This window comes from Pseudomonas sp. UME65 (assembly GCF_014170225.1).
Classification (GTDB): Bacteria; Pseudomonadota; Gammaproteobacteria; order Pseudomonadales; family Pseudomonadaceae; genus Aquipseudomonas; species Aquipseudomonas protegens.
On record NZ_LZZQ01000013.1, the window covers coordinates 1091673 to 1115217 of the forward strand.

18 protein-coding genes and 1 tRNA gene are annotated in these 23545 nt (G+C 61.9%); 7 read left to right on the forward strand and 12 right to left on the reverse strand.

The window, feature by feature from the left end; translation table 11 throughout:
- Positions 1-50 precede the first annotated feature (50 nt).
- The 4 genes from A9971_RS19900 (at position 51) to A9971_RS19915 (ending at position 3210) form a co-directional block, all read left to right on the forward strand.
- Positions 51-749 carry an MOSC domain-containing protein gene (locus A9971_RS19900; RefSeq protein ID WP_183001113.1) on the forward strand — a complete coding sequence of 233 codons (699 nt, stop codon included), beginning with the start codon at positions 51-53 and terminating at the stop codon, positions 747-749.
- The gene (locus A9971_RS19905; RefSeq protein WP_125063492.1) at positions 746-2029 is read left to right on the forward strand and encodes an aspartate aminotransferase family protein; all 1284 of its coding nucleotides are present in this window, start codon (positions 746-748) and stop codon (positions 2027-2029) included. The genes A9971_RS19900 and A9971_RS19905 overlap by 4 nt, the downstream gene beginning before the upstream one ends.
- Positions 2029-2754: a type 1 glutamine amidotransferase gene (locus A9971_RS19910; protein WP_011063855.1), complete on the forward strand. Its 726-nt coding sequence runs from the start codon at positions 2029-2031 to the stop codon at positions 2752-2754. The genes A9971_RS19905 and A9971_RS19910 overlap by 1 nt, the downstream gene beginning before the upstream one ends.
- Positions 2755-3051: 297 nt before the next feature.
- Entirely contained in the window at positions 3052-3210 is a 159-nt protein-coding gene (locus A9971_RS19915) for a YqaE/Pmp3 family membrane protein (RefSeq protein WP_011063854.1), read from the forward strand.
- A 36-nt stretch (positions 3211-3246) separates the two neighbouring features.
- Here the strand turns inward: A9971_RS19915 and A9971_RS19920 are convergent, their stop codons facing one another.
- The 10 genes from A9971_RS19920 to A9971_RS19965 form a co-directional block, all read right to left on the reverse strand.
- Positions 3247-5079: a S9 family peptidase gene (locus tag A9971_RS19920; protein ID WP_183001111.1), complete on the reverse strand. Its 1833-nt coding sequence runs from the start codon at positions 5077-5079 to the stop codon at positions 3247-3249.
- Positions 5045-6214 (reverse strand): pyrroloquinoline quinone biosynthesis protein PqqE, encoded by a 1170-nt coding sequence (gene pqqE, locus A9971_RS19925; protein WP_019094523.1) that lies wholly within the window; start codon positions 6212-6214, stop codon positions 5045-5047. The genes A9971_RS19920 and pqqE overlap by 35 nt, the downstream gene beginning before the upstream one ends.
- The gene (gene pqqD, locus A9971_RS19930; RefSeq protein WP_011063851.1) at positions 6186-6461 is read right to left on the reverse strand and encodes a pyrroloquinoline quinone biosynthesis peptide chaperone PqqD; all 276 of its coding nucleotides are present in this window, start codon (positions 6459-6461) and stop codon (positions 6186-6188) included. The genes pqqE and pqqD overlap by 29 nt, the downstream gene beginning before the upstream one ends.
- Positions 6458-7210: a pyrroloquinoline-quinone synthase PqqC gene (gene pqqC / locus A9971_RS19935; RefSeq protein ID WP_011063850.1), complete on the reverse strand. Its 753-nt coding sequence runs from the start codon at positions 7208-7210 to the stop codon at positions 6458-6460. The genes pqqD and pqqC overlap by 4 nt, the downstream gene beginning before the upstream one ends.
- Positions 7211-7302: 92 nt before the next feature.
- Positions 7303-8214 (reverse strand): pyrroloquinoline quinone biosynthesis protein PqqB, encoded by a 912-nt coding sequence (gene pqqB / locus A9971_RS19940; RefSeq protein ID WP_011063849.1) that lies wholly within the window; start codon positions 8212-8214, stop codon positions 7303-7305.
- Positions 8215-8318: 104 nt separating this feature from the next.
- Complete coding sequence (pqqA, locus tag A9971_RS19945; protein ID WP_003194766.1) at positions 8319-8393, reverse strand: pyrroloquinoline quinone precursor peptide PqqA; 75 nt, start codon at positions 8391-8393, stop codon at positions 8319-8321.
- Between the two features lie 156 nt (positions 8394-8549).
- The gene (gene pqqF, locus A9971_RS19950; RefSeq protein ID WP_183001109.1) at positions 8550-11012 is read right to left on the reverse strand and encodes a pyrroloquinoline quinone biosynthesis protein PqqF; all 2463 of its coding nucleotides are present in this window, start codon (positions 11010-11012) and stop codon (positions 8550-8552) included.
- Positions 11013-11060: 48 nt separating this feature from the next.
- Positions 11061-11855, reverse strand: a complete 795-nt coding sequence (locus A9971_RS19955) for a carbon-nitrogen hydrolase family protein (RefSeq protein WP_011063847.1) — start codon at positions 11853-11855, stop codon at positions 11061-11063.
- Between the two features lie 111 nt (positions 11856-11966).
- Positions 11967-13649, reverse strand: coding sequence for an NAD(P)/FAD-dependent oxidoreductase (locus A9971_RS19960; protein ID WP_183001107.1), 1683 nt, complete (start codon positions 13647-13649; stop codon positions 11967-11969).
- A gap of 168 nt (positions 13650-13817) precedes the next feature.
- Positions 13818-14279 carry an Lrp/AsnC family transcriptional regulator gene (locus tag A9971_RS19965; protein ID WP_011063845.1) on the reverse strand — a complete coding sequence of 154 codons (462 nt, stop codon included), beginning with the start codon at positions 14277-14279 and terminating at the stop codon, positions 13818-13820.
- A gap of 208 nt (positions 14280-14487) precedes the next feature.
- Here A9971_RS19965 and A9971_RS19970 point away from each other — a divergent pair, with 208 nt between their 5' ends.
- The 3 genes from A9971_RS19970 to A9971_RS19980 all read left to right on the forward strand — a co-directional run bounded on the left by A9971_RS19970 (position 14488) and on the right by A9971_RS19980 (position 18982).
- Entirely contained in the window at positions 14488-16863 is a 2376-nt protein-coding gene (locus A9971_RS19970) for a glucose/quinate/shikimate family membrane-bound PQQ-dependent dehydrogenase (protein ID WP_183001106.1), read from the forward strand.
- 218 nt (positions 16864-17081) lie between these two features.
- A complete protein-coding gene (locus A9971_RS19975) occupies positions 17082-17387 on the forward strand; it encodes a hypothetical protein (protein ID WP_172621754.1) in 306 nt (101 codons plus the stop codon).
- Between the two features lie 557 nt (positions 17388-17944).
- Entirely contained in the window at positions 17945-18982 is a 1038-nt protein-coding gene (locus A9971_RS19980; RefSeq protein WP_015637257.1) for a hypothetical protein, read from the forward strand.
- 681 nt (positions 18983-19663) lie between these two features.
- On the opposite strand, the gene A9971_RS19985 is transcribed toward A9971_RS19980, so the two are convergent.
- A tRNA-Ile gene (locus A9971_RS19985) sits at positions 19664-19740 on the reverse strand.
- A gap of 15 nt (positions 19741-19755) precedes the next feature.
- Entirely contained in the window at positions 19756-23499 is a 3744-nt protein-coding gene (locus A9971_RS19990) for an EAL domain-containing protein (protein WP_183001104.1), read from the reverse strand.
- Between the last annotated feature and the right edge of the window lie 46 nt (positions 23500-23545).

The window sequence follows — 23545 nt, forward strand, 5'->3', positions numbered from 1 at the left end:
GGGGCCTAGTCTAGCGCCTATTCACAAGGCTTACAGGGCCACGAAGGGCGATGAATACCGTTTACGTCGATGGTGTTTACATAGGCAAGGCAAAAAATCTCGGCCAGGGTCTGGTCAGCGACACTGACAAGTACCCGGTTGCCAACCGACTCTGGTTGTGGCCACAAGGCCTGGGCAGCGATGAGCACGGCGATCCGCGCTTTCACACCGGTCCCGAGCGCGCCTTGCATCATTACCCCACTGAACACTATGACCACTGGCGCAAACGTTACCCACAGTTCGCCTGGTGCGCGCCGGCCTTCGGTGAAAACCTGTCCACCCATGGCCTCACCGAAGAACAGGTGTGCCTGGGCGATCTGTTTCGCTGGGGCGGTGCGCTATTGCAGGTCAGCCAGCCGCGTTCGCCCTGCTATCGCCTGAGCCATCGCTGGGGCCTGGCCAATCTGCCGCAACAGGCCCAGGACAATGGTTGTTGCGGCTGGTTTTACCGGGTCCTCAAGCCAGGTTTCGTACAAGCGGATGAACCTTTTGAACTGATTCAGCGCAGTTACCCCGGCCTCACCGTGGCCTGGGCCCTGCGCTGTTTTTTCCAGGAACCTCTGGAGCATGCTGGCTTGAAAACCCTCATTGATTGCCCGGCGCTTTCCTCGCGCTGGCGTGATATCGCTATCAAGCGCATGCGTACTGGCCGGGTTGAAGACTGGTCCGCGCGCCTGCTGGGGCTGCCGCTGGAGGGCCTGCGGGCATGAATCTGTTCAACCTGCGCCGCACTGTGCCGAGCCTGGAAGATCTGGCCGCCGAGCCCTATGCAAACGCTTCGGCCCCGGCCTTTTCCAACGAGTGCCTGATGCCCAGTGTGCAGCGCCCCCAGCCGGTCTTCGTGCGCGGCCAGGGCTCTTGGCTGTGGGACAGTGAAGACCGCACTTACCTGGACTTCACCCAGGCCGGGGCCGCCAACAGTCTTGGCCACAGCCCGTCGGTCCTGGTCGCCGCGCTTGCCGAGCAGGCGCAGTCGCTGATCAACCCGGGTTCCGGGTTCTACAACCGTGGCATGCTCAAGCTGGCCGATCGCCTGTGCCGCAGCACCGGCAGCGACCAGGCCTACCTGCTGAGCAGCGGCACTGAAGCTTGCGAGGCCGCAATCAAGCTGGCGCGTAAATGGGGGCAACTGCATCGTGGCGGCGCGGCTGGCATCATCACCGCCAGCCAGAGCTGCCATGGTCGTGGCTTTGCTGCGTTGTCGGCGGCTGGCAGCGGCGCTCCGGGCAATCGTTTCGGCCCCGGGCTGCCGGGTTTCAGCCAGGTGCCGTTCAACGATCTGCCGGCTTTGCACGCGGCGGTGGATGCGCAAACCGTGGCGATCATGCTGGAGCCGATCCAGAGTGAGGCTGGTGTCATTCCGGCGACCGAGCATTACCTCAAGGGTGTCGAGCGCCTGTGCCGTGAACTGGGCATCCTGCTGATTCTCGATGAGGTCCAGACCGGCATCGGCCGCTGCGGCACCCTGCTGGCCGAACAGCTGTATGGCGTGCGTGCCGACATCATCGCTCTGGGCAAGGGGCTCGGCGGTGGCGTGCCCCTGGCGGCGTTGCTGGCACGGGGCAAGGCCTGCTGTTTCGAGGCGGGCGAGCTGGATGGCACTCACCATGGCAATGCGCTGATGACCTCGGCCGGCCTGGCGGTCCTGGACAGCTTGCAGGAGCATGGCTTTCTTCAGCAGGCGCGCCATAACGGCCAGTACCTGGGGCAGGAACTGACCCGCCTGGCGAGCCGGTATGCCCAGGGCCAAGTGCGGGGGCAGGGTTTGTTCTGGGGCATGACCCTGGCGGATGAGTCCGCCGACGCGGTGGTCAAGGCTGCCTTGCATGAAGGCTTGCTGCTCAGCGCACCGCAACCGGACTGCCTGCGTTTTACCCCGGCATTGAGTGTCAGCAAAGGCAATATCGACGAGATGCTCCTGCGCCTGGCCCGGGCTTTTTCCCGGGTGCGCACGGCGCAATTGCAATGTCGCAAGGGAGTGGCCGTCTGATGCGTGTACTGATCCTGCAACATTCGCCTGCCTCCGGACCGGGGCGGATCAACCAGTGGCTGCTGGAGCGGGCGAGCGCCGTGCACATCTGCCATCTGTACGCCCAGGCACGTTTGCCGCGGCTCGACAGTTTCGACCTGCTGATCGCTCTGGGTGGGCCCATGAGTGTGCACGACGAGGCCCAGACTCCGTGGCTGGCTGCGGAAAAACGCCTGTTGCGCAAGGCCCTGTCTGCCGGCAAGCGCGTGCTGGGCATCGGCCTGGGTGGCCAGCTCCTGGCGCAGGCGCTGGGAGCTCAGGTTCGCCCCAGTGCAGCGCGGGAGATTGGCTGGTGGCCTGTGGAAAAGTACCCCAATGCCCAGGACTCGCCTCTGGGGCTGGCCTTGCCGGAACGTCTGATGGCCTTTCATTGGCACGGCGAAAGCTTCGATCTGCCCAAGGGCGCGTTGCCGCTCTATCGCTCGGCGGCCTGCGATCACCAGGGCTTTATCTGGCAGGAGCGGGCCATCGGCTTGCAATGCCTGTTGCAGAGCGACTTGCACAGCATCGAGGCACTTTTGCAGGCGCGCCCCAACGGTTGGCTGAGCGCTGAACACAGCGCCGAGCCCGATAGCGTCGAGGATCAACAGGCGATTCTCGCCGGAATCCCGCATTGCAGTGGTCTGGCACCCACTCTGTTCCGGGTGCTGGATTACCTTTCCGGGCCACATGCGACCTTACGTTGACTGACTTCCTGAACCGTCTCGCGGTATAACGCATCGCCCCGTGTCCGATTTTTCGCACGGGGCGTTTTTTTATCTCCAGCTTTTTCAAACCCCTTCTTTGTTCTTGCAACCTCCTTCAAGTACCGGCTCGTTGTACGGGCGCCATGGCCATCAAGCTGTTGAGCGTGGTGCAGGGACATGGCCTCCAGATCCTCGCCCGAGTGGCTGCGCGGCCTCGAATCGCTCTGAACCCTGGCGTATGGCCAAGGTCGATTGCAGGTAAGGCTCATTCGAGCCGATTGTTATCAGGAGCTGCCCATGGACTTGATCCGCATCATCTTTGCCATTCTCTTGCCGCCCCTGGGGGTCTTCCTGCAAGTGGGGTTTGGCGGCGCTTTCTGGCTGAACATCCTGCTGACCCTGTGCGGCTACATTCCGGGGATCGTGCATGCGGTGTACATCATCGCTAAACGCTGATGGTCTGCCCGTTCCAGGGGAACGGGCAGTAGCTGATCAGTGCTGTGCCTGCAACACTCGGCGGTAAAACCGCCACTCCTGCTCCAGGGCGTGGGCCTGGTTGCTGGCCTTGCGAAAGCCGTGGCGCTCATCGGGATAGTAGTGGGCCTCGGCGGCGATGCCCTGGTCCTGTAGTGCCTTGAGCATGTCGCGAGTCTGCTTGGGCACCACCACCGCATCCTGCTCGCCCTGGAAAAACACCACCGGCACACCGATGCTGCTGGCGTGGGCCAGGGGAGTACGGGCCAGATAACGTTCGCTGTCGCGTTCAGGATCGCCGATCAGCCAGTCCAGGTAGTCGCCTTCGAACTTGTGGGTGGCGCGGGCCAGGCTGATCGGATCGCTGACTCCGTAGAGGCTGGCTCCGGCGCAGAAGACCTTGGCGAAGGCCAGGGCGCAGAGGGTGGTGTAGCCCCCCGAGCTGCCGCCGCGTATGAATGCCTGTTGCGGATCGATCAGCCCCTGCTCATCCAGGTGGGCCACCACGGCGCAGGCGTCTTGCACATCCACCTCGCCCCAGCGCAGGTGCAGGGCCTGGCGATAGGCCCGGCCATATCCGGTGCTGCCGCGGTAGTTCAGGTCGGCCACGGCAAAGCCGCGCTGGGTCCAGAACTGGATACGCGGGTCGAGTATCGGGTAACAGGCCGAAGTCGGGCCGCCGTGGATGAACACCACCAGGGGCGGCCGGTTGACACCGTTCATGGCCGGGTAGAAGAAACCGTGGGCCTGGCCGTCGCCGCTGGGGTAGCACAGGGTCTGCGGGCGGCTGATGCGTTCCGCCGGCAGAGGGGCAACCCCTCCTGCCAGGACTTGGACCTGCCGGGTCTTGCGGTCTATGGCGATAACGGCCGAGGGGCTGACAGGCGAGGCCGCGATGCAGTACAGGTAGTGCTGGTCCAGCGCCAGGCTGCGGAAGCGGCTGTAGTTGCCGCTAAAGTCCTGCTGGAAACCGTCGTCCTGACGCAGCCCGAGGCGGCCAAAACCCTGCTCGGTCCAGCTGCCAAACCAGGCATCGCCGCCCAGGGGCAGCCAGGTGCAACTTCCCAGTTGCCAAGGCGCCGGGGCATGGTCCGCGGCGGTGCTGGGCAACGGCCGCAAACCATCGCTCGACTCGGTCCAGGGTTGCCAGAAACCGCCGCGATCGCTGAGACAATACAGATGATCGTGCTGGTCGAAGCGCGGCTGTTGCAGTGACTCTGGCTCGCCATCGCCCGCCACGCAGCGGGGATCCCCCCAGGTCCCGTTGCCCAGGCGCTCAGCAAGCATCAGGCGGGTGCTGGTCCAAGGTTGATGGGGCCGGTCCCACTCGATCCAGGCCAGGCGCAGACCATTGGGGCTGAGGGTAGGAGCGGCATAGAAGTCGGCCCCGGCAGCCAGTAGCCGGCGTTGACCGGTGATGCTGTCAATGCTCACCAGTTGGTGTTGTTCGGCACACTCCTCAACGGCCAGCACCTGGCCAGCGTGGCATCGCAGGTCACCGTAGCGGCACGTGCCTTGAGTCAAGGCGCTGGGCGCTCCACCGGCCAGGGGCTGGCGATACAGCTGCTGGTCCGCCTCGTTGACGAACAGCAGGGCATCATCGCTGAGGCAGAAGGCGCCACCACCGTATTCATAGACCCTGCTGCGCACGCTGAAGCCGGTTGGCGTCAGGCACTGGGCCTGGCCCTGATGCCACTGCCAGATCCGACAGCGGCCGTCCTCGGGACGATATTCATTCCAGAACAGGCCGTGGGTCGTCAGTTGCAGTTCGGCAAAATCGACCCCGGCCGTAGTGGCCTGGCTGGCGCTGAAGGGCTCAACCCTTGGCGATGAGGCGGGAGTTTCGTTCATTGCGAAAAGCCAGTTGCTCGATGGTGTGGGTGGCCGTTTCAGATTCTTCACGGGCCTGGAGGATCATCCCATGGTGTGGCGATTTGCTGCACACCGGATCGGCATTGCTGGCATCTCCGGTGAGCATGAAGGCCTGGCAGCGGCAGCCGCCGAAGTCCTTTTCCTTCTCGTCGCAGGAGCGGCAGGGTTCGGGCATCCAGTCGTACCCGCGAAAGCGGTTGAAACCGAATGAGTCGTACCAGATGTGCTGCATGCTGTGGTCGCGCACATTGGGGAACTGCACCGGCATCTGCCGCGCGCCGTGGCAAGGCAGTGCGGTGCCGTCCGGAGTCACGGTGAGGAAGATGCTGCCCCAGCCATTCATGCAGGCCTTGGGGCGCTCCTCGTAGTAGTCCGGAGTGACGAAGATCAGCTTGCAGGGATGCCCTTGGGCTTCCAGCCTGGCGCGGTATTCGTTGGTGATGCGCTCGGCGCGCACCAGTTGCTCCTTGGTCGGCAGCAGGCCCACGCGGTTGAGCTGGGCCCAGCCGTAGAACTGGCAGGTGGCGAGCTCGACGAAATCGGCTTCCAGTGCGATGCACAGCTCGATGATGCGGTCGATCTTGTCGATGTTGTGCCGGTGGGTGACGAAGTTCAGCACCATCGGATAGCCATGGGCCTTGACCGCACGGGCCATTTCCAGCTTCTGCGCGAAGGCTTTTTTCGAACCGGCCAGCAGGTTGTTCACCTGTTCGTCGCTGGCCTGGAAGCTGATCTGGATATGGTCCAGGCCGGCTTTCTTGAAGTCGCTGATCTTCTGCTCGGTGAGGCCGATGCCGGAGGTGATCAGGTTGGTATAGAAGCCCAGCTTGCGCGCCTCGCCGATCAGTTCGGCCAGGTCCTGGCGCACCAGCGGCTCGCCGCCGGAGAAACCGAGCTGCGCTGCACCCATTTCTCGCGCTTCGCGAAATACCTTGATCCACTGCTCGGTGCTCAGCTCCTTGCCCTGCTCGGCGAAGTCCAGGGGGTTGGAGCAGTAGGGGCACTGCAGCGGGCAGCGGTAGGTCAGCTCGGCCAGCAGCCACAGCGGCAGGCCAACTTCCGGTTTGCCGGGCAGAACCGCCGGTTCAGGCGAGTTCGATCCAGTGCTGAGCACGGGCGACCTCCATGAACTGCTCGATATCTTCACCGAGCTCGGCCACCCCCGGGAACTGGATTTCCAGCTCGCTGATGATCGCCGCCACGTCACGTTCGCCATCGATCAGGCCGCCAATCAGGGCGGCACTGTCGTTGAGCTTGATCATGCCCTCGGGGTACAGCAGGACGTGGCCCTTTTGCGCCGGTTCATACTGGAAGCGGTAGCCGGGGCGCCAGCGTGGGGTTTTACTGCGGTCGAAACTCATAGGGTGATCCCCTTATGCCAGACCCGCTGATCGGTGACGCTGTGATAGGGCGGGCGGTTCAGTTCATAGGCCATGCTCATGGCGTCGAGCATGCTCCAAAGGATGTCCAGTTTGAACTGGAGAATTTCCAGCATGCGTTCCTGGCCGGCACGGGTGGTGTAGTGCTGCAGGGTGATCGCCAGGCCGTGCTCGACATCACGGCGGGCCTGGCCCAGGCGGGTGCGGAAGTACTCGTAGCCAGTGGGGTCGATCCATGGGTAATGCTGGGGCCAGCTGTCCAGGCGCGACTGGTGGATTTGCGGCGCGAACAGTTCGGTCAGCGAGCTGCTGGCCGCCTCCTGCCAACTGGCCCGGCGAGCAAAATTGACATAGGCGTCCACGGCAAAGCGCACACCGGGCAGCACCAGTTCCTGGGAGCGCAACTGGTCCGGGTCCAGGCCCACGGCCTGGCCCAGGCGCAGCCAGGCCTCGATGCCGCCGTCCTCGCCCGGGGCGCCGTCATGGTCCAGCAGGCGCTGGATCCATTCGCGGCGAATCTCCCGGTCCGGACAGTTGGCGAGGATCGCCGCGTCCTTCATGGGGATGTTCACCTGGTAATAGAACCGGTTGGCGACCCAGCCCTGGATCTGCTCGCGGGTCGCCCGGCCTTCATACATCGCCACGTGATAAGGGTGATGGATGTGGTAGTAGGCGCCTTTGGCGCGCAGTGCCTGCTCGAATTCGGCGGCGGACAGCGGGGTGTCGGTCATGTGTGTTCTCCGGGGGGCAGCCCTTTCGCGGGCAAGCCCGCTCCTACGCAAAGGGGCCAAGGCTCGTGGGGCGAGCTTGTGGGCGATTCGCCCTACAGCTCAATACTCATTCCGTCGTAAGCCACTTCCACCTTTCGGCGTACCAGTTCGGCACGTTCGGCGGAGTCTTCATCGAGGATCGGGTTGGTGTTGTTGATATGTATCAGCACCTTGCGCTGGCGGGGCAACTGTTCCAGCACTTCGAGCATGCCGCCGGGGCCGTTCTGCGCCAGGTGGCCCATTTCCCGGCCGGTACGGGTGCCCACGCCACGACGCTGCATTTCATCGTCTTCCCACAGGGTGCCGTCCACCAGCAGCACATCGCTGGCGGCCATGATCTCCAGGAGTGGCGCGTCGACCTTGCCCAGGCCCGGCGCGTAGAAGAGTTTGCCGCCGCTGCGCAGGTCTTCGACGATCAGGCCGATGTTGTCCCCCGGGTGCGGGTCGAAACGGTGGGGCGAATAGGGCGGCGCTGCGCTGCGCAGGGGCAGCGGCGTGAAGCGCAGGTTGGGGCAGGCGGGGATGCTGAAGCTCTGGTCCAGCTCGATGCGGTTCCAGCTCAGGCCGCCGTTCCAGTGGCTGAGCATCTTGAACAGCGGGAAACCGGTGCTCAGGTCTTCATGGACCATGTCGGTGCACCAGACCTGGTGCGGGCAGCCTTCACGCAGGCTGAGCAGGCCGGTGGTGTGGTCGATCTGGCTGTCCATGAGGATGATGGCGCCGATGCCGGTGTCCCGCAGTGCGCGGCCCGGTTGCATGGGGGCGAAGCTTTGCAACTGCGCGCGGATATCCGGAGAGGCGTTGCACAGCACCCAGTTCACCCCGTCATCGGAAATCGCGATGGACGATTGAGTGCGCGCCTGGGCCCGCAGGCTACCGTCGCGAAATCCGGCGCAGTTCACACAGTTGCAGTTCCACTGCGGAAAACCACCGCCGGCGGCGGAACCTAGAATCTGGACAAACATGGACGCTCCCTGGGCTCAAGACTGAAAAAAGGACGGAGAACTGAAAATAAAAACGCCCCGGACGGGCCGAGGCGTTGCGCTGCGTTTCTGGCCAGAGGCAGAAATTAGCGGCTGGCGAAGTACATGGTGACTTCGAAGCCGATACGCAGGTCGGTGTAAGCAGGTTTGGACCAGGTCATAAAATTGCTCCTTTGAGGTGGGTGGGACGGGTGTTGCCTATACATATAGTCCACCTCCGGCGGGAGATGTTCAGATGCTTAGGAGGCTATCTTACTAAATTCCCGCTGAAGGTTGCCCGCAATTCTGAAGAAAGCTCATTGCAGCGCTGGTAATGATCATTCTGCCACTTGCCAGGGGGCACCCGGGCACGGCCTGTTGGCCAGCGCGCTGCAGCCGCCGGCAGCCTCTCTGAGTTGGCGGGCGGCCTGGGTCACGATGGTGGGCGTCAGGGCCTCTATGCAGCCTTGCAACTGCGGCAGGTAATCCGACGAGTGGCCGGCCAGTTTTGCCTGCCACAACAGCTCCATGGCCTGTTCCTGAGGCAGGGTCGCGGGCTGCAACTGTTGAGCCAGGGCCTGTCGCTGATCATTCCAGCTGGGCTCGTCGAGTGCCTGGAGTTGTTCGGGCAGGTGCTCAAGGAATTGTGCGATGTGCTGAAGTATCTCGGTGACTGTCGCGCCGGGGGATTGCACGCCGAACAACAGACCCGTCCGGCCGTTGCGCTGGCGAACGGCACTGAAGACGCCATAACCCAGTTGCAGCTCCACCCGCAGGCGCTGATAGAACGGGGTCTGGCAGAGCTGGCCGAGCAGGCGCCATGCGGCTTCATCGGCAAGGCTGGCGCTGGGCACGGGATAGAACAGCAGCAGGGCATGCTCACCGGCACTCCCGGGCAGGTTCTGCCACTGCTGGCCGGTGCCTGCTGGCACCGGCCGGCAGAGGGTGGCGTCCGCTGTGCCGGGCATCTGTTGCAGGGTTCGGCTCAAGGCTTCCTGGATGGCGGCTGGCAGCGCCAGGCCCAGTCCGTCCCAGCGAGCGCTGGCCCAGAGTGCTTGCAAGGCCTCTGGGTCGGGCTGGGCCGGGCTGTCGGGCTGTGGCTGTTCGCTGAATGCCTTGAGCAATTGGCGGATCGGCAGCAGGGGCGCTTCAGCATTGACGCTTGCCTGCTCCTGCCAGAACGACTCGGCAGGTCGTCCCAGGGCTTTCAATGCTTGCAGTAGCACTGCGGGCATGGGGGACGGCAAACCGTGCAGTTTCAGCAGCCAGTCTTTGCCACAAGAGGTGAAAATCAGCTCTACGCCGGCCTGGCGGGCATCGTCGCGCAATGTCGCCAGGCTGCGCAGCAACCGGGCATGCAAGCCCATCGGGGCAGGCGAGGCCAGTTGCCAGCGCAGAGTTAGGGCGCTACCAGAAGGATCTGCTGGCAGCGCCTGGCTGAAGCTCAGGGCCGAGCTTTCCTTGCGGCCCCGGGAGCGATCCTGGGCAAAGGTGCGCAGCCCGCGATGAGCGCTGGTCTGCCCACGAATCAACCCGGCCCGTGGTGCCTCGATCGTGCTGCGCAGAAAGGGGTTGGCAGGAGGCAGGCGCCAGTCGTGGCTGAAGTGCTCCACAGCCTGGGGTTGCAACTGCTTGAGCACCTGCTTGAGGGCGGCCAGCCCCGACTCATCCAGCCCATCGGCAGCTTGGCGGCTGTCGCGTCGGGACAGTTCCAGGGCGCTGGCAACTTCGATCTGGCGCTGTTGCAGCAAGGCATATTCTTCGCGCAACGGTGCCCAGTCGGCCTGGGCACTGAAGAACCCCAGCCACTCTGTCAGCAGCTCGCGTACCTGAACCGGGGCTGATGCCGCCACGCTGGTCAGATCGAACTCCAGGTGCAGCAGGGCCTGGCCGGCGAACTCATACAGGAGCGTTGCCTTGAGGCTGTGAGCCAGTTGGCGCTGCTGGAGTTCCGCCAGCAACCCGCCGGGCTTGGCCGATTGCAGCCAGGTGCAGAGAAAATCCACAGCGGCAGTCGCGCCCGCGGGCAGCCGCTCTAGAGCAAACAGCAGGTCCAGCCGCTGGCCGCTGAGTTGTTGGTAAGTCTGGTTGCCCGTGGCCATTAGGGCGGGAGGCGCTGTCTGCTCAAGGTGTTGACCGCTCGGCAGGCAACTGCCGTAGCGTTCCGCCAGGGCTCGGAGCTCCTCCAGTGGCTGAGGGCCGGCGAGGCTCAAGAGCATTTGCCCGGCCTGGTAATACTCGCGATGGAACTGCTGCAAGGCCTGCTGGAAGGCGTTATTGGGCAGGTTCAGGCTGTAGCGGTTGCCGGCGTGGAAGGCCCTTAGCGGGTGCGCGGCATGAAGACCGTCAAACAGTGCGAACTGACGCTGCGCTGTCGCATCCCGGGACCAGGCGATGAACTCCGCGTGCAGGACTTCCCGCTCCCGGTGTTGGTCCTCCAGGCTCATGCGCGGTTGAGCGAGCATCTCGCACAGACGTTCCAGGCCACCGGCAAAGGCGCTGGCCGGCAGCTCGAAAAAGAACTCGGTGGCACGTTCGCAGGTTCGCGCGTTCAGTTGCCCGCCCTGGGCCCGTACATAGGCCATCAGCCCCTGTTCGACAGGAAAGCGCTCGGTCCCGAGAAACAGCAGGTGTTCCAGAAAGTGCGCCAGGCCCGGCCAGGCCAGCGGCACATCGTGGCTGCCGGCGGCGACGCGCAATGTCGCGGCGCAGCGTTTCAAATGGGGAGCATGACGCAGGGAAACCCGCAGGCCGTTGGCCAGGGTCTCCAGTGGGGGCAGAGGGTGATTCGGCGCGGGCATGAGCACTTCCAGAACAGAGAAGCGCTCATGCTAGCGGATATCCCCGGATCAGCGCTTGCTCAGGTCGTCGTAAAGCTCGGGGCGGCGATCGGACAGGTAGCGGTTGAGCGCCCGGGATTCGCCCATCAGTTGGCGGTCCAGGGTGCCGATGATCAGGGCCTCGTCGAGACCGGCCAGGGCAATCCGGCTGCCGTCGGGGGCGGCGATGCTGCTCTGGCCGCAATAGCGGATCTGTTCTTCATGGCCACAGTAGTTGGCATAGGCCACGTAGCACTGGTTCTCGAAGGCCCGGGCACGGATCGTCACGTCGGCGACGAAGTCGTAGGGGATCATGTTGGCGGTCGGCACCAGAATCAGTTCCGCGCCTGCCAGGGCCAGGCGTCGTGCATTCTCCGGGAACTCGATGTCGTAGCAGATCAGAAAGCCGAGTTTCCAGCCGTCCAGTTCCACCAGCGGAAAGTCATCTTCGCCGGCGCTGAACATCGAATGGTCGAGGTCACCGAACAGGTGGGTCTTGCGGTAGTTGCACAGGCGCTGCCCCTGGGCGTCGATCAACTGCACGGCGTTGTAGATCTGGCCGTCGACACTGCGCTCCGGGTAGCCATAGAGGATCGCCGTGCCGGCGGCCTGGGCGATGGCGGCGATGCGCTGGGCCGAAGGGCCGTCCTGGGCCTCGGCCAGAGCGCCCACCGCTTCCAGGCCGATGTTGTAGCCGCTGAGAAACATCTCCGGCAGCACCAACAGATCGGCATCGGTGGCTTCCATGGCCACCTGATGCAGGCGTTGCAGGTTGCCGGCCACATCCAGCGGCCGTGGCGGGCACTGATACAGGGCGACGCGCATGGTCTTCACTCCACTCACTGACAGACCGGCCACTGTAGCCGCTGTCGCAGGTTCGTACGACATCCCCGCAGGGCAAGCCTGCGGGGACGAGCGCCTGCCCGACCGCTGGTTTCAGTCGGCCAGGGCAATCGGCCCGATCTCGTGGAACACATCCCCCGGGCCCGGGTTCTCGGCGTGGGTAGCGCCACCGAAGTGCTTCATGATCCCCCACACCGCGTTCAGCGAGGTCTGCACCGCACCCTCGACCCAGGCCGGAGTCCAGGAGACATCGTCACCAGCGATGAAGATACCGCGCTGCTCGGCGGGCATGTCGTCCTGCATGAAGTGCGCGTACATCCGCTGGTTGTAGCGGTAGTGGCCCGGCAGCGCGCCCTTGAAGGCACCGAGGAAATGCGGGTCGGCCTCCCAGGAGACGGTGATCGGGTCGCCGATGATACGGCTGGCGATGTCCACCTTGGGGTAGATCTTCTTCAGCGCATCCAGGGCCAGCTTCACGCGTTTTTCCACCGGCTGCGGGAGCATCTTCAGGGCATCGCTCATCCACGAGTAGGACAGGCAGATCACCCCCGGCTTGTCGTCGCCGTTGTCGAACAGGTAGGTGCCGCGGGTCAGGCGGTCGGTGAGGGTCATGCTCATCAGGTCGCGACCGGTTTGCGGATCCTTGTCCTTCCAGAACGGCCGGTCGACCATGACGAAGGTCTTCGACGACTGCATGTAGCGGGTGCGGTCCAGGGCCATCCACATCTTTTGCGAGAACAGCGATTCCTCGCATTCGATCTGGGTGGTCAGCAGCCAGCTCTGGCAGGTGGTCAGCACCGCGGCGTATTCCCGGGTGTCGCCCCAGTTGTCGGTGACGCTGAAACGGCCATCGGCGGCCCGGGCAATGCGCTTGACCCCGGTACGCGGCGCGCCGTGGTGCAGCGAGCTGAGGCTGGTACCGGCCGGCCAGTGGGCACAACGCTCCGGCACGTGGCGCCAGATGCCCAGGGGCACCTGCTCGACGCCGCCCACCACCAGGTGCTGGTGGTCGTCGCAGTTGGTCATGACCACGCGGAAGATTTCCAGCATCGAGTTGGGGAAGTCCGAATCCCAGCCGCCGGTGCCGAAGCCCACCTGGCCGAACACCTCACGGTGATGGAATGACAGCTTGGCGAAGGCCTTGGAGGTGGCGACGAAGTCGTAGAAGGTGCGGTCGTCCCACAGCGGCACCAGGGTGTTCCACAGTTCCTTGAGGCGCGGCACGTCGCGGTCACGGATTGCCTGCTGGATTTCGCTGAAGCGCGAACCATCTTCCAGGGCATCGGCCCAGGCATCGGCGACTTCCTGGAACAGCGCCGGCAGGTCGGCGAGTTTCTGGGCGTAGTGGGTCTGGCCTTCGAGGTCGATGACGGTACTGCCCGAGGCCGGGGTCAGCGGGTTGGGAAAGGGCTTGGTTTCAAGGCCGAGCTTGTCGACGTAATGGTAGAAGGCCATGGACGACACCGGAAAGCGCATGCCACCCAGCTCGGCGATGATCCCTTCGGCTCCCTCAAAGGCCTGGGAGCGCAGGCGGCCGCCCATTTTCGAGGCTTCATAGACCACTGGCTTGAGGCCCAGCTTCATCAGCTCGTAGGCCGCCACTAGCCCGGCGATACCGGCGCCGACAATCGCCACTTCAGTGCCGTGCCGTGCCTGGGGAATGCTGCCCAGGCCGGCAGGATGCTCGATCCAGTCGTCGAAGGCGAAAGGGAAGTCCGGGCCGAAAATGGTGATCGGCTTCTTACCGTCTGCAGGATGGCGATTGTTCTTGTTCATGGCTGACCTTGGCGGGCGGCTCAGCAGAGTGCTGAGTATAGGAAAAGATGGCAGCCATTCTAGAGAGGGTGAAACACGTAAATAAGACGCAAACTGTCGTCGTTATGCTCGGTTATTTATCGATATGACGAATTTGTGCGTCAGATTGACTGGTTGGCAGGGCGCACCTTACAGCGCGTGCCCGCGATCGATCTTGCTGCTGAGGATGATCGAGGTGGTGGTTTTCTCCACGCCGTCAACGCTGCCGATCTGGTCCAGCAATTGGTCCAGCTGTTCCGGTGAGTCGGTGCGCAGCCAGGCCACATAGTCGAATTCGCCGCTGACCGCACACAGTTGCTGGACCTGCGCCATGCCGCTCAGGCGCCGCAGCACTTCCTTGCCAGAGCGCGGCTGGACCTTGATGCCGACATACGCCTGCAAGCCGCCATCGACTACCCGCTGCCCCAGGCGCACGCCATATCCGGTAATGACCCGGGTCTTTTCCAGGCGGGCCAGGCGCGAGGTCACGGTGGTGCGGGCGATACCCAACTGCCGGGCCAGCATCGCCACGCTTTCGCGGGCGTTGATCTGCAAGGCTGCGATCAATTGACGGTCGACTTCGTCAAGAACGGGAGGGCGGCTATCGGACAAGGTGGGCTCCAGCACGGCTATCGGGGGAGCGCACATGTTACAGGCTCCCGTGAACACCCGCCGCAGCTCCCGAAGAACATGGCGCAAGCGACAGCTACGCTCTGCAAGTCGGGAATTTTTTTGAAACAAATGACCTGCGACAGATTGTCATAAGTAACTGGTTAGTACATTCTCGCCGTCAGGTTTTGAAGATGGGAGAGTTTTTAAGATGAAAAACACGGGGGCTGCCGCCGGCAGCAAATGGTTGCTCGGGGGGCTGGGTATCCTGATTGCCCTGATTGGGCTGGGCTTGGCCGCAGGCGGGGGTTACCTCCTGAGCCTGGGCGGCAGTGCCTATTTCCTGTTGATGGGCCTGGCGATGCTGGTGTCCGGGCTGCTGATCGCGCGGCGCAACCCGCGTGGTGCCTGGCTGTATGGGGTGGCCCTGGTGCTGACGGCGATCTGGGCGGTCTGGGATGCGGGCCTGGAATACTGGCCGCTGGTCTCGCGGGTACTGACCTTCGCCGTGATCGGCCTGGTGGTGGCGCTGATCTACCCGACCCTGGTGCGTGCCTCCGGAGCCCATGCCGGGCGCGGTGCCTATGGCCTGGCTGGGCTGTTGGGGATCGGTGTGGTCGCGACCCTGGCCTACATGTTCGTGCCGACCCATGTGGTCAAGGCGGATAAGGTGCCAGCGGTCCAGCCGGTGGCTCCCGGGACGGAACAGAAAGACTGGGCCCACTGGGGCAATACCACTGCGGGCAACCGCTTCGCCGCACTGGACCAGATCAACAAGGGCAACATCGACCAGTTGCAGGTGGCCTGGATCTTCCGCACCGGTGACCTGCCCGAAAGCAACGGCGCTGGTGCCGAAGACCAGAACACACCCCTGCAGATCGGCGATACCGTCTACACCTGCACCGCCTACGGCAAGGTGTTCGCCCTGGACGCCGACACCGGCGCCGAGCGCTGGAAGTTCGACCCTCAGGGCTACGCGCCAAACTGGCAGCGCTGCCGCGGCCTGGGTTATTTCGACGCCTCTGCCACCCCGGTAGCCGATGCTTCGGCGCCCGCTGCTCCGGCGGCCTGCACCAAGCGCCTGTTCCTGCCGACCGGTGATGCGCGCCTGATCGCGATCAACGCTGAAACCGGTAAGCCCTGTGAAGACTTTGGCAACCAGGGCACGGTCGATCTGAAAACCGACATGGGCGAGATCAAGCCGGGCTACTACCAGCAGACTTCGACACCGTTGGTGGCGGGCACCGTGGTGATCGTCGGCGGCCGGGTGGCGGACAACTTCTCCACCGGCGAACCGCCGGGCGTGGTTCGGGCTTTCGATGTGCGCAGCGGCGAGCTGATGTGGGCCTGGGACCCGGGCAACCCGGCCACCACCAAGCGCCCGCCGACGGGTGAAACCTACACCCGTGGCACGCCCAACGTCTGGTCGGCAATGTCCTATGACGCCAAGCTGGGCCTGGTGTACCTGCCCACTGGCAACGCCACCCCGGATTTCTTCGGCGGCCAGCGCACCGAGTTCGACGACAAGTGGAACTCCTCCATCGTCGCCATCGACGTGAAGACCGGCCAGGTTCGCTGGCACTTCCAGACCACCCATCACGACCTCTGGGACTTCGACCTGCCGGCACAGCCGCTGCTGTACGACATTCCGGACGACAAGGGCGGTGTGCAACCGGCGCTGGCCCAGGTCACCAAGCAGGGCGAGATATTCCTGCTCAACCGTGAGACCGGCAAGCCGATTGCCCGGGTGGAAGAGCGCCCCGTGCCCCAGGGCAATGTGCCGGGCGAGCGGTATTCGCCGACCCAGCCGTTCTCGGTGGAAATGCCGTCGATCGGCAACCAGACCCTCACCGAGTCCGACATGTGGGGCGCGACTCCCTTCGACCAGCTGATGTGCCGTATCCAGTTCAAGGGCATGCGCCATGAGGGTGTGTACACCCCGCCGGGCCTGGATCATGCGTTGCAGTTTCCGGGCTCCCTGGGCGGCATGAACTGGGGCAGCGTGTCGGTGGACCCCACCAGCAACTACATGTTCGTCAACGACATGCGTCTGGGCCTGGCCAACTACATGATTCCCCGGGACCAGATCGCCGCTGGTGCCAGTGGCATCGAGATGGGCGTGGTGCCCCAGGAAGGCACGCCGTTCGGCGCCATGCGCCAGCGCTTCCTCTCGGCGGCGGGCATTCCCTGCCAGAAGCCGCCGTTCGGTACCATGTCGGCCATCGACCTGAAGACCCGCAAGCTGGTGTGGCAAGTGCCGGTGGGTACCGTGCAGGACACCGGCCCGCTGGGGATCCGCATGCACCTGCCGATCCCGATTGGCATGCCGACCCTGGGCGCGTCCCTGGCTACCCAATCCGGCCTGCTGTTCTTCGCCGGTACCCAGGATTTCTACCTGCGGGCCTTCGATACCGGCAATGGCAATGAGATCTGGAAAGCGCGCCTGCCCGTAGGCAGCCAGTCGGGCCCCATGACCTACGTGTCGCCCAAGACCGGTCGCCAGTACATCCTGCTCACCGCTGGCGGTGCGCGGCAGTCGACGGATCGTGGGGACTACGTGATTGCTTACGCGTTGCCCAAGAAATAAGCGCAGCCTGGCAACACCATGAAAAGCCGCGCAATGCGCGGCTTTTTCATGGGCGCAGGCAACGGGCTTCAGCCCCGTGCGATTTGGGGAAGGCGGGGCATGTTCCGGGAGGGCGTTGGTGGTTGCCTGCAGGGGAGTGTAAATAAGAACTGTCTTAGATACTGTTTGTGGGCATTTTGCTAAAAAAGCCGCCTTTTCCAGGTCCCGAAATAGTGGGAATGAATATGGATTTCGGCATGACGTACAGGCTGTCTCTTTCAGGCTTTCAGGATGCGGTCGAGCATTTCCACACGGTGGTCGAGGCCCTGGCCTTCTATGAAAGCCTTCAGGAGAGGGAGGGGGATGCACCTGGCGCAGGCCGTGCAGAATTGCACTGTCTGCAAAGGAATACCTTCGTCGTCCTGCTTCCGGGAATCAGTGTGCAAACCGTCACCGAAGAACTGGAAACCGTGTGGGAGTGGGCGCCGGAAGATCGCCTGAAGATTCGCCCCATGTTGAAAGAGCGCTATCGGACCAAGACTTGATGAGGTTTGCTTTTCAAGCAATAACACAGAGCTGCGCATTGCATGGATTTTGTGTTTGGTGGGCTTCGAGACATACGCCCCGCCGCCTCTGCAGTCGGTACGCGCCGCGATCTTGAGATGGGCAAAAAAGTGAGTGCAGAACTCGTCGGCGAGCGGGGGAATGCTTTCTACATCCGATTTATGTGTGGTTACTAATGTATACCTATACGGATTATCATCGGTGGCTGCCTTAAAAAGTGTCCATCGGAGAGCGGAGGCTTGCAGCTGGAGGTTTATCGCCCACTACTACCTCCCCGTCATTAAGTAACTGCGATTTGGTCGGTCGGATGTTTCACAGTTGGAAATTCGATCTTGTCGATAGATACGAATTTTTGGACGCTCTATTTGTTTTCAGGGTGCCGTATCACTCACTAAGAATTTAACTTGTTCAAGGTGTGTCCCACCTCCGAAAATCTGTCTTTAGGCGTGTTTTTTAAGAATTGCCTTAGATCGTGGTCGGTTTGAATGAAATAGAATTTTAAGAGGTGAGTTTTCCAAGCGACTAGGGCGATGAAGTCATGATTAGTTATTTAGGCGGTTACAGTTTTTTTCGGAGCTATCTTGTAATATTTTTTGTTTGTGTGATCTATTCCGGTTTCGTAAGTGCGGATTATCGAAATAATTACTGTAACTCCGGAGCGGAGCTGGGTAGTAACTCTATATCTTTTAAGCTCGGATACTTACGCCCTTTCTCTGAGGTGGAAGTTGGAGGTGTTCTCGGAACCGCAGCGCTGGTGGGTGCAGTGACATGTAATGCTGTAGAAGAACCTTACGGAAAGTTGGGCTTTAGTCTGCAAGTTGTTCCTGGTACAGGCGAGCCTGGTGACATTTGCAGCACGCCGATTGATGGAGTTGGAGTGCGATATAGATCGGCTTATGGTAGAGCCATACCATGTGACCATTGGGACGAAGTTTTCCTGGTCCAGCCAAAAAAAGGCGGGTACTACGCGGTCTCATTGGATCAAGCAGTGGAGTTCATTAAAACCAAGCCGAGAACCTCCCTCGGGCCAGGGTTGCATGAGCTGCGACTGCCTCCAAGTAGCTATATCTACTCATACTGGAAAGGTATAACCACTAGCAATACTTGGGGGCACTATGCATTTTATTCAGCCGCCAAACTGCTGGTAGCAGACTGCCGAATGGTTGACGCAAACAAAACAGTTGACTTCGAAGGAGTGAATCCATATCACCTTGCAGATGGCGGCATGGTAGAAAAGAAATTTGATCTTACGCTTGGGAGTTGTGGCAGCCAAAGCGCAGCCGAAGAATTCAACAGCGTTGCCAGTTTCCATTTTCAGTCGAAAAATATACGAACAGATGGAAGGCTGGAAAATGACCGATGCGAGGGGTGCGCCAAAGGCATATTGATCACAGTGGCAAATGCTAAGGGGAAAATGATTGATTTAAATAAATCTTATTTGATGAGAGGTGGTGATTATAGCCTGAGCGGAGAAAGAATAACGCACCACTTTTTGGCTAGGTTAGAGCGCGATTTTAAAAATATTGAAGCAGGAAGAATTCAGGTGGTGCTTACGCTGATAATAAGTTCGCTTTAATTGTGAATACGATGTAGTTGCTGTATGGGTATGCATGATGGTGTTTTTGCGTTGATGTTTGATTGTTGAATTGTAAGGTTCTGGCTGATTGATATATCTATTTAGGCTCTCTCTTGTAGTTGGTCGATAATGTGATGTTAATTGTTTTGTTGTCAGTTGACTTTTTAAAGCTTGGAATCGCATGAGTATATTTGAGTGCATTAGCATTGCTCGGCGGCAGGGCCTGCTAATAAATATGCTCGGCGAGTTGAGTGTTCATACCCGCCAGTGGGGTGAGCGTATTGCAAACAATCTTGAATAGATTCACGTCCTTAGATCGGATCCAGCTGTTTGGCGCTTGCAGGCTCTGACCATGCGCCAGGATCTGGACGTCTCACAGAACGACGTGCTTCAGATTCAGGAGCGGCGGATCGGTCAGGGTCGCCGCCAGTTCGCGTCAGACCAGTATCCGCCGCACGTCTTTAGTGGAGGTTTAACTCTCCGCGCAACTGATGAAGTTGCGCTATGGCAGTAGAAGTTGACTGTATGTATCGGCGGTCGGCGATGAGGGCAGAAGGGGCTTCTAGTGTCTATACCAACCCTGTCCAGGGTTAACTGAGCTTGTGTGGGTGGAAAGGAAAGGGGGCTATTTGTTGAACGATTCAGAAAAGCGAAAGCCGCGCATTGCGCGGCTTTCTTGTTTGGTGGGCCCACACGGACTTGAACCGTGGACCAAAGGATTATGAGTCCTCTGCTCTAACCAACTGAGCTATAGGCCCTCAGTAGGCGCCGGATTATAGCGATGGTTTCTCGGCTGTGCTATCCGAAAAATCGGAAACTCGGATTCGCAGGAAGGTCGTACAGAACTCCTCGGCTTCAAGGGGCAGGCTGACGATATAACCCTGGATCTGTTCGCAGCCTTCCAGGGTGAGGAAAGTCTGCTGCTCCTGGTTTTCCACACCTTCGGCAATCACCGTGAACTGCATGCTGCGCCCCAGGGCGATGATGGCGCGGACAATCGCCACGTCGTGGGGGTCGTCCGGCAGCCCGCGGACAAAGGACTGGTCGATCTTGAGAAAGTCCAGGGGCAGGCGTTTGAGGTAGCTGAGGGACGAGTAGCCGGTGCCGAAGTCGTCGATGGCCAGTTGCACGCCCAGGCGCTTGAGCTGATGCAGCACTTCCAGGGCTTCTTCTGCCTGGCTCATGATGAAGTTCTCGGTGATTTCCAGCTGTAGCATTCCGGGCTGCAGGTCATAGTCGCGCAGCAGTTGCTCGATGCGCCCCAGCAGGTTGGGCTGGCGCAACTGGGCGCCGGCGAGGTTCACCGACAGGGGGCCGAAATCCTCAAAGCGTCGGTTCCAGTTGTTGAGTTGCAGGCAGGCCTGTTCCAGTACCCAGTCGCCGATCAGCAGGATCATGCCGTTTTCTTCGGCCAGGGGAATGAAGTGCTCGGGGGGCACATCGCCGAAAGTGGGGTGATGCCAACGGATCAGGGCTTCGGCGCCCACCAGCTCGTGGTTGCTGAGGCTGATCTTGGGTTGGAAATACAGCGACAGCTCGTTGCGCTCAATGGCTCGCCGCAGCTCGTGCTCCAGGGCTACCCGTTCGCTGGCCTGGGCGGTCAGGTCGCGGGTGTAGCGCTCCACGCGGTTGCGGCCCTTGGCCTTTGAGCGATACATGGCGGCGTCGGCGTTCTTGATCAGGGTGGCGACATCGCAGCCGTCCTTAGGGTACAGGCTGGTGCCGATGCTGGCGCTGATGAAAAACTCGTGTTCGCCGGCCTGGAAGGGGGCGGTAAAGCAGTTCAGCAGCTTGGTGGCGATGTGATCGGCATCGCTGGCCTGGTGCAGGCCCGGCAGCAGGATGATGAATTCGTCGCCACCCAGGCGGGCCACGGTGTCGATATCCCTCAGCTGTTCCTTCAGACGCACGGCGATGCCCTTGAGCAGCAGGTCGCCCACCGGGTGGCCGAGGCTGTCGTTGATGTGCTTGAACCGGTCCAGGTCTAGGAACAGTACCGCGCCCTGGCTGCCGTTGTCCTGTTGACTATTGAGAGCACTGAGCAGTCGGCTTTCGAACAGGGTGCGATTTGGCAGGCCGGTCAGGGGGTCGTGGTGAGCCTGGTAGTCGAGCCGCGCCTGGGCGTGCTTGAGGCTGGAAATATCGGCGAACACCGCGACGAAATGGGTGATCTGGTTTTCCCGGTTGCGCACCGCATTGATGGTCAGCCAGTTGGGATAAAGCTCACCGTTCTTGCGCCTGTTGGAGATCTCACCCTGCCAGTGGCCCTCCAGGGTCAACTGATGCCACATCGCGGCGTAGAAGGCGCTGTCATGCAGGCCCGAGGCAAGTAGGCGCGGAGTGTGGCCCAGGGCTTCACGTTCGCTGTAGCCGGTGATTTCGCTGAAGGCGCGATTGACTGCGCTGATGCGCTGCTGGGTATCGGTGATCATCACGCCTTCGGCTGTGCTTTCGAATACGGTCGCCGCCTGTTGCAGCTTCTCCTGCATCAGGCGTCGGTCGGTGATGTCCCGGGCGATGGTCAGCATGCAGTCGTCACCGCCGATGGGCAGTGGCCGGCTCGACAGCTCGCAGAGGCGGATCTGGCCATCGTTGCGCCGGATATGGCAGTTGAAGTCGCGGACAAAACCATCGCGCTGCAGCAGGTCGAGCATCTGCTTGCGCTCATTGAGATTGACCCAGATGCCCAGGTCCAGGGTCGAGCGGTCCAGCGACATGGCGCTGTTGAAGCCGGTGATGCGACTGAAGCCTTCGTTGACCTCGATCAGTAGCCCGTCGCGCTGACGGGTCAGCAGCAGGCCATCGGGGGAGGCATGGAAGGCCTTGGCGAACTTCTCCTCGGAGGTCTGCAGTTGTTGCTGGGTCTCCTTGAGTTGGCTGATGTCGCGTACCACTACCACCAGCGCCGGCGTGGTGTCGAGGTCGAAGGGCTCGGCGGAGATCAGGCCGGTGAACAACTGGCCGTTATGCCGGCGAAAGGGCATTTCCAGATTGCGGATGCTGCCTGCCTGCAAGCGTTGCAGCAGCCCTGGCCCGACCCCGGGGATGCCCCAGATATTGAGCTCGGTGGCGGTCTGGCCAACCACGCTTTGCGCGCTCAGGCCGATCTGCTCCTCGAAGGCCTTGTTGACTTCCAGCAGGCAGCCGTCGGACAGCCGGGCAATCACCAGGATGTCCGGACATTGCTGGAACACCGAGGCGAACTTCTGTTCGGACAGGCGCAGGGCCTCTTCGGTGTGCTTGGTCTCGCTGATGTCGATCATCAACCCGCGCATCACCGGTTCGTGGCCATGCTCGATCAGGCTGACGATGTCGCGCACCCAGAGGCAGCGACCGTCGGCGGCGATCACCCGGTAATCGAGGCTGTGATCCCGCCCGGCCTGCACTTCGTGGTCGCAGAAGGCCTGGGCCCGGGTCAGGTCCGCGGGGTGGATGATGTTGCGCCAGAAACCGGGAATCAGCCAATGGGCCAGGGGATAGCCCAGCAGGGCTTCGGCATGGGGCGAGACATAGCTGTAGGTAAAGTCGCTGATGCGCGCTTCCCAGGCAATCGCGGACAGGCTTTCCACTAGGCTGCGGTAGTGGTATTCACTGCTGCGCAGTTCCTGTTCCAGGGCGACCCGCCGGGAAATTTCCGAGCTCAAGCGGCGGTTGATACGGATCACCACCGCGAGCACGGTCACCAGCAGCAGTAGACCGGGCAGGCCATACATCAGGACATCTGACCAGAAGGTCCTGTGGTCGAGCACGCTGCCCACCCAGTGTTGCTGGATGGTGCTGATTTCCTCGGGGCTGAGGTCGGCGAGCACCTTGTCGAGAATGCTTACCAGGACCTTGTTTTTCCGCGGGACGCCCATCGCCAACTGATAGCGATAGGGGGTTTCGCCGCTGACGTAGAGACCGTCGAGCTTGAGCTGACGCAGGCTCCAGACACTGGAGGCGAGGTCGCCGACCACGGCGTCCACTTCGTCGGTGGCCAGGGCCTGCAGCGCCGAGCTGACATTGGGCATGGCCACCAGGTTCAGGTCCGGGTGGTGGGTGCGCAACAGTTCGTGAGGGGCGTAGTTTTCCACCACCGCTATCTTGAGGCCGTACAGTTCCTTGAGGTTGTGGGGTTGTGCGCCGCCTTCATGGGCGAGGATGACGATGGGAAAGTCCAGGTAAGGGCGGGTGAAGGCCATGTAGCTCTGGCGTTCGGGGGTCGACATGATCCCGGGCAGTAGGTCCAGCTTGCCCTGCTTGGCGTCCTCTAGCACCGCGGTCCAGCTGGCGGGCTCGACGGGCTTGAGGTTTATGGACAGGCGCTCCTGGATCAGGTGGATGTAGTCCGCGGCCAGGCCCTGATAGCGGCCTTCTTCATCCCGATACTCGAAAGGCGGCCATGAAGCGTCCACACCCAGGCGCAGTTCCGGGTGAGTCTTGAGCCAGCTACGTTCTTCGTCGGTGAGAGTCAGCGCGCCAGCCGTTGCGGTCCAGGTGAGCAGCGCCAGCAGGAGCATGGCCGACAGTCTGGGCATAACCGTCTCGTTATGGCACGGGGAATGTTTCGAGTGTAGACCGGCT

What these genes read in the sequence shown, in the direction of transcription:
- A9971_RS19900 (WP_183001113.1), top strand. Translation starts at nt 51, where the DNA reads ATGAATACCGTTTACGTCGATGGTGTTTACATAGGCAAGGCAAAAAAT.
- A9971_RS19905 (WP_125063492.1), top strand. Translation starts at nt 746, where the DNA reads ATGAATCTGTTCAACCTGCGCCGCACTGTGCCGAGCCTGGAAGATCTG.
- A9971_RS19910 (WP_011063855.1), top strand. Translation starts at nt 2,029, where the DNA reads ATGCGTGTACTGATCCTGCAACATTCGCCTGCCTCCGGACCGGGGCGG.
- A9971_RS19915 (WP_011063854.1), top strand. Translation starts at nt 3,052, where the DNA reads ATGGACTTGATCCGCATCATCTTTGCCATTCTCTTGCCGCCCCTGGGG.
- A9971_RS19920 (WP_183001111.1), bottom strand. Translation starts at nt 5,079, where the DNA reads ATGAACGAAACTCCCGCCTCATCGCCAAGGGTTGAGCCCTTCAGCGCC.
- pqqD (WP_011063851.1), bottom strand. Translation starts at nt 6,461, where the DNA reads ATGAGTTTCGACCGCAGTAAAACCCCACGCTGGCGCCCCGGCTACCGC.
- pqqC (WP_011063850.1), bottom strand. Translation starts at nt 7,210, where the DNA reads ATGACCGACACCCCGCTGTCCGCCGCCGAATTCGAGCAGGCACTGCGC.
- pqqB (WP_011063849.1), bottom strand. Translation starts at nt 8,214, where the DNA reads ATGTTTGTCCAGATTCTAGGTTCCGCCGCCGGCGGTGGTTTTCCGCAG.
- pqqF (WP_183001109.1), bottom strand. Translation starts at nt 11,012, where the DNA reads ATGCCCGCGCCGAATCACCCTCTGCCCCCACTGGAGACCCTGGCCAAC.
- A9971_RS19955 (WP_011063847.1), bottom strand. Translation starts at nt 11,855, where the DNA reads ATGCGCGTCGCCCTGTATCAGTGCCCGCCACGGCCGCTGGATGTGGCC.
- A9971_RS19960 (WP_183001107.1), bottom strand. Translation starts at nt 13,649, where the DNA reads ATGAACAAGAACAATCGCCATCCTGCAGACGGTAAGAAGCCGATCACC.
- A9971_RS19970 (WP_183001106.1), top strand. Translation starts at nt 14,488, where the DNA reads ATGAAAAACACGGGGGCTGCCGCCGGCAGCAAATGGTTGCTCGGGGGG.
- A9971_RS19975 (WP_172621754.1), top strand. Translation starts at nt 17,082, where the DNA reads ATGAATATGGATTTCGGCATGACGTACAGGCTGTCTCTTTCAGGCTTT.
- A9971_RS19980 (WP_015637257.1), top strand. Translation starts at nt 17,945, where the DNA reads ATGATTAGTTATTTAGGCGGTTACAGTTTTTTTCGGAGCTATCTTGTA.
- A9971_RS19990 (WP_183001104.1), bottom strand. Translation starts at nt 23,499, where the DNA reads ATGCCCAGACTGTCGGCCATGCTCCTGCTGGCGCTGCTCACCTGGACC.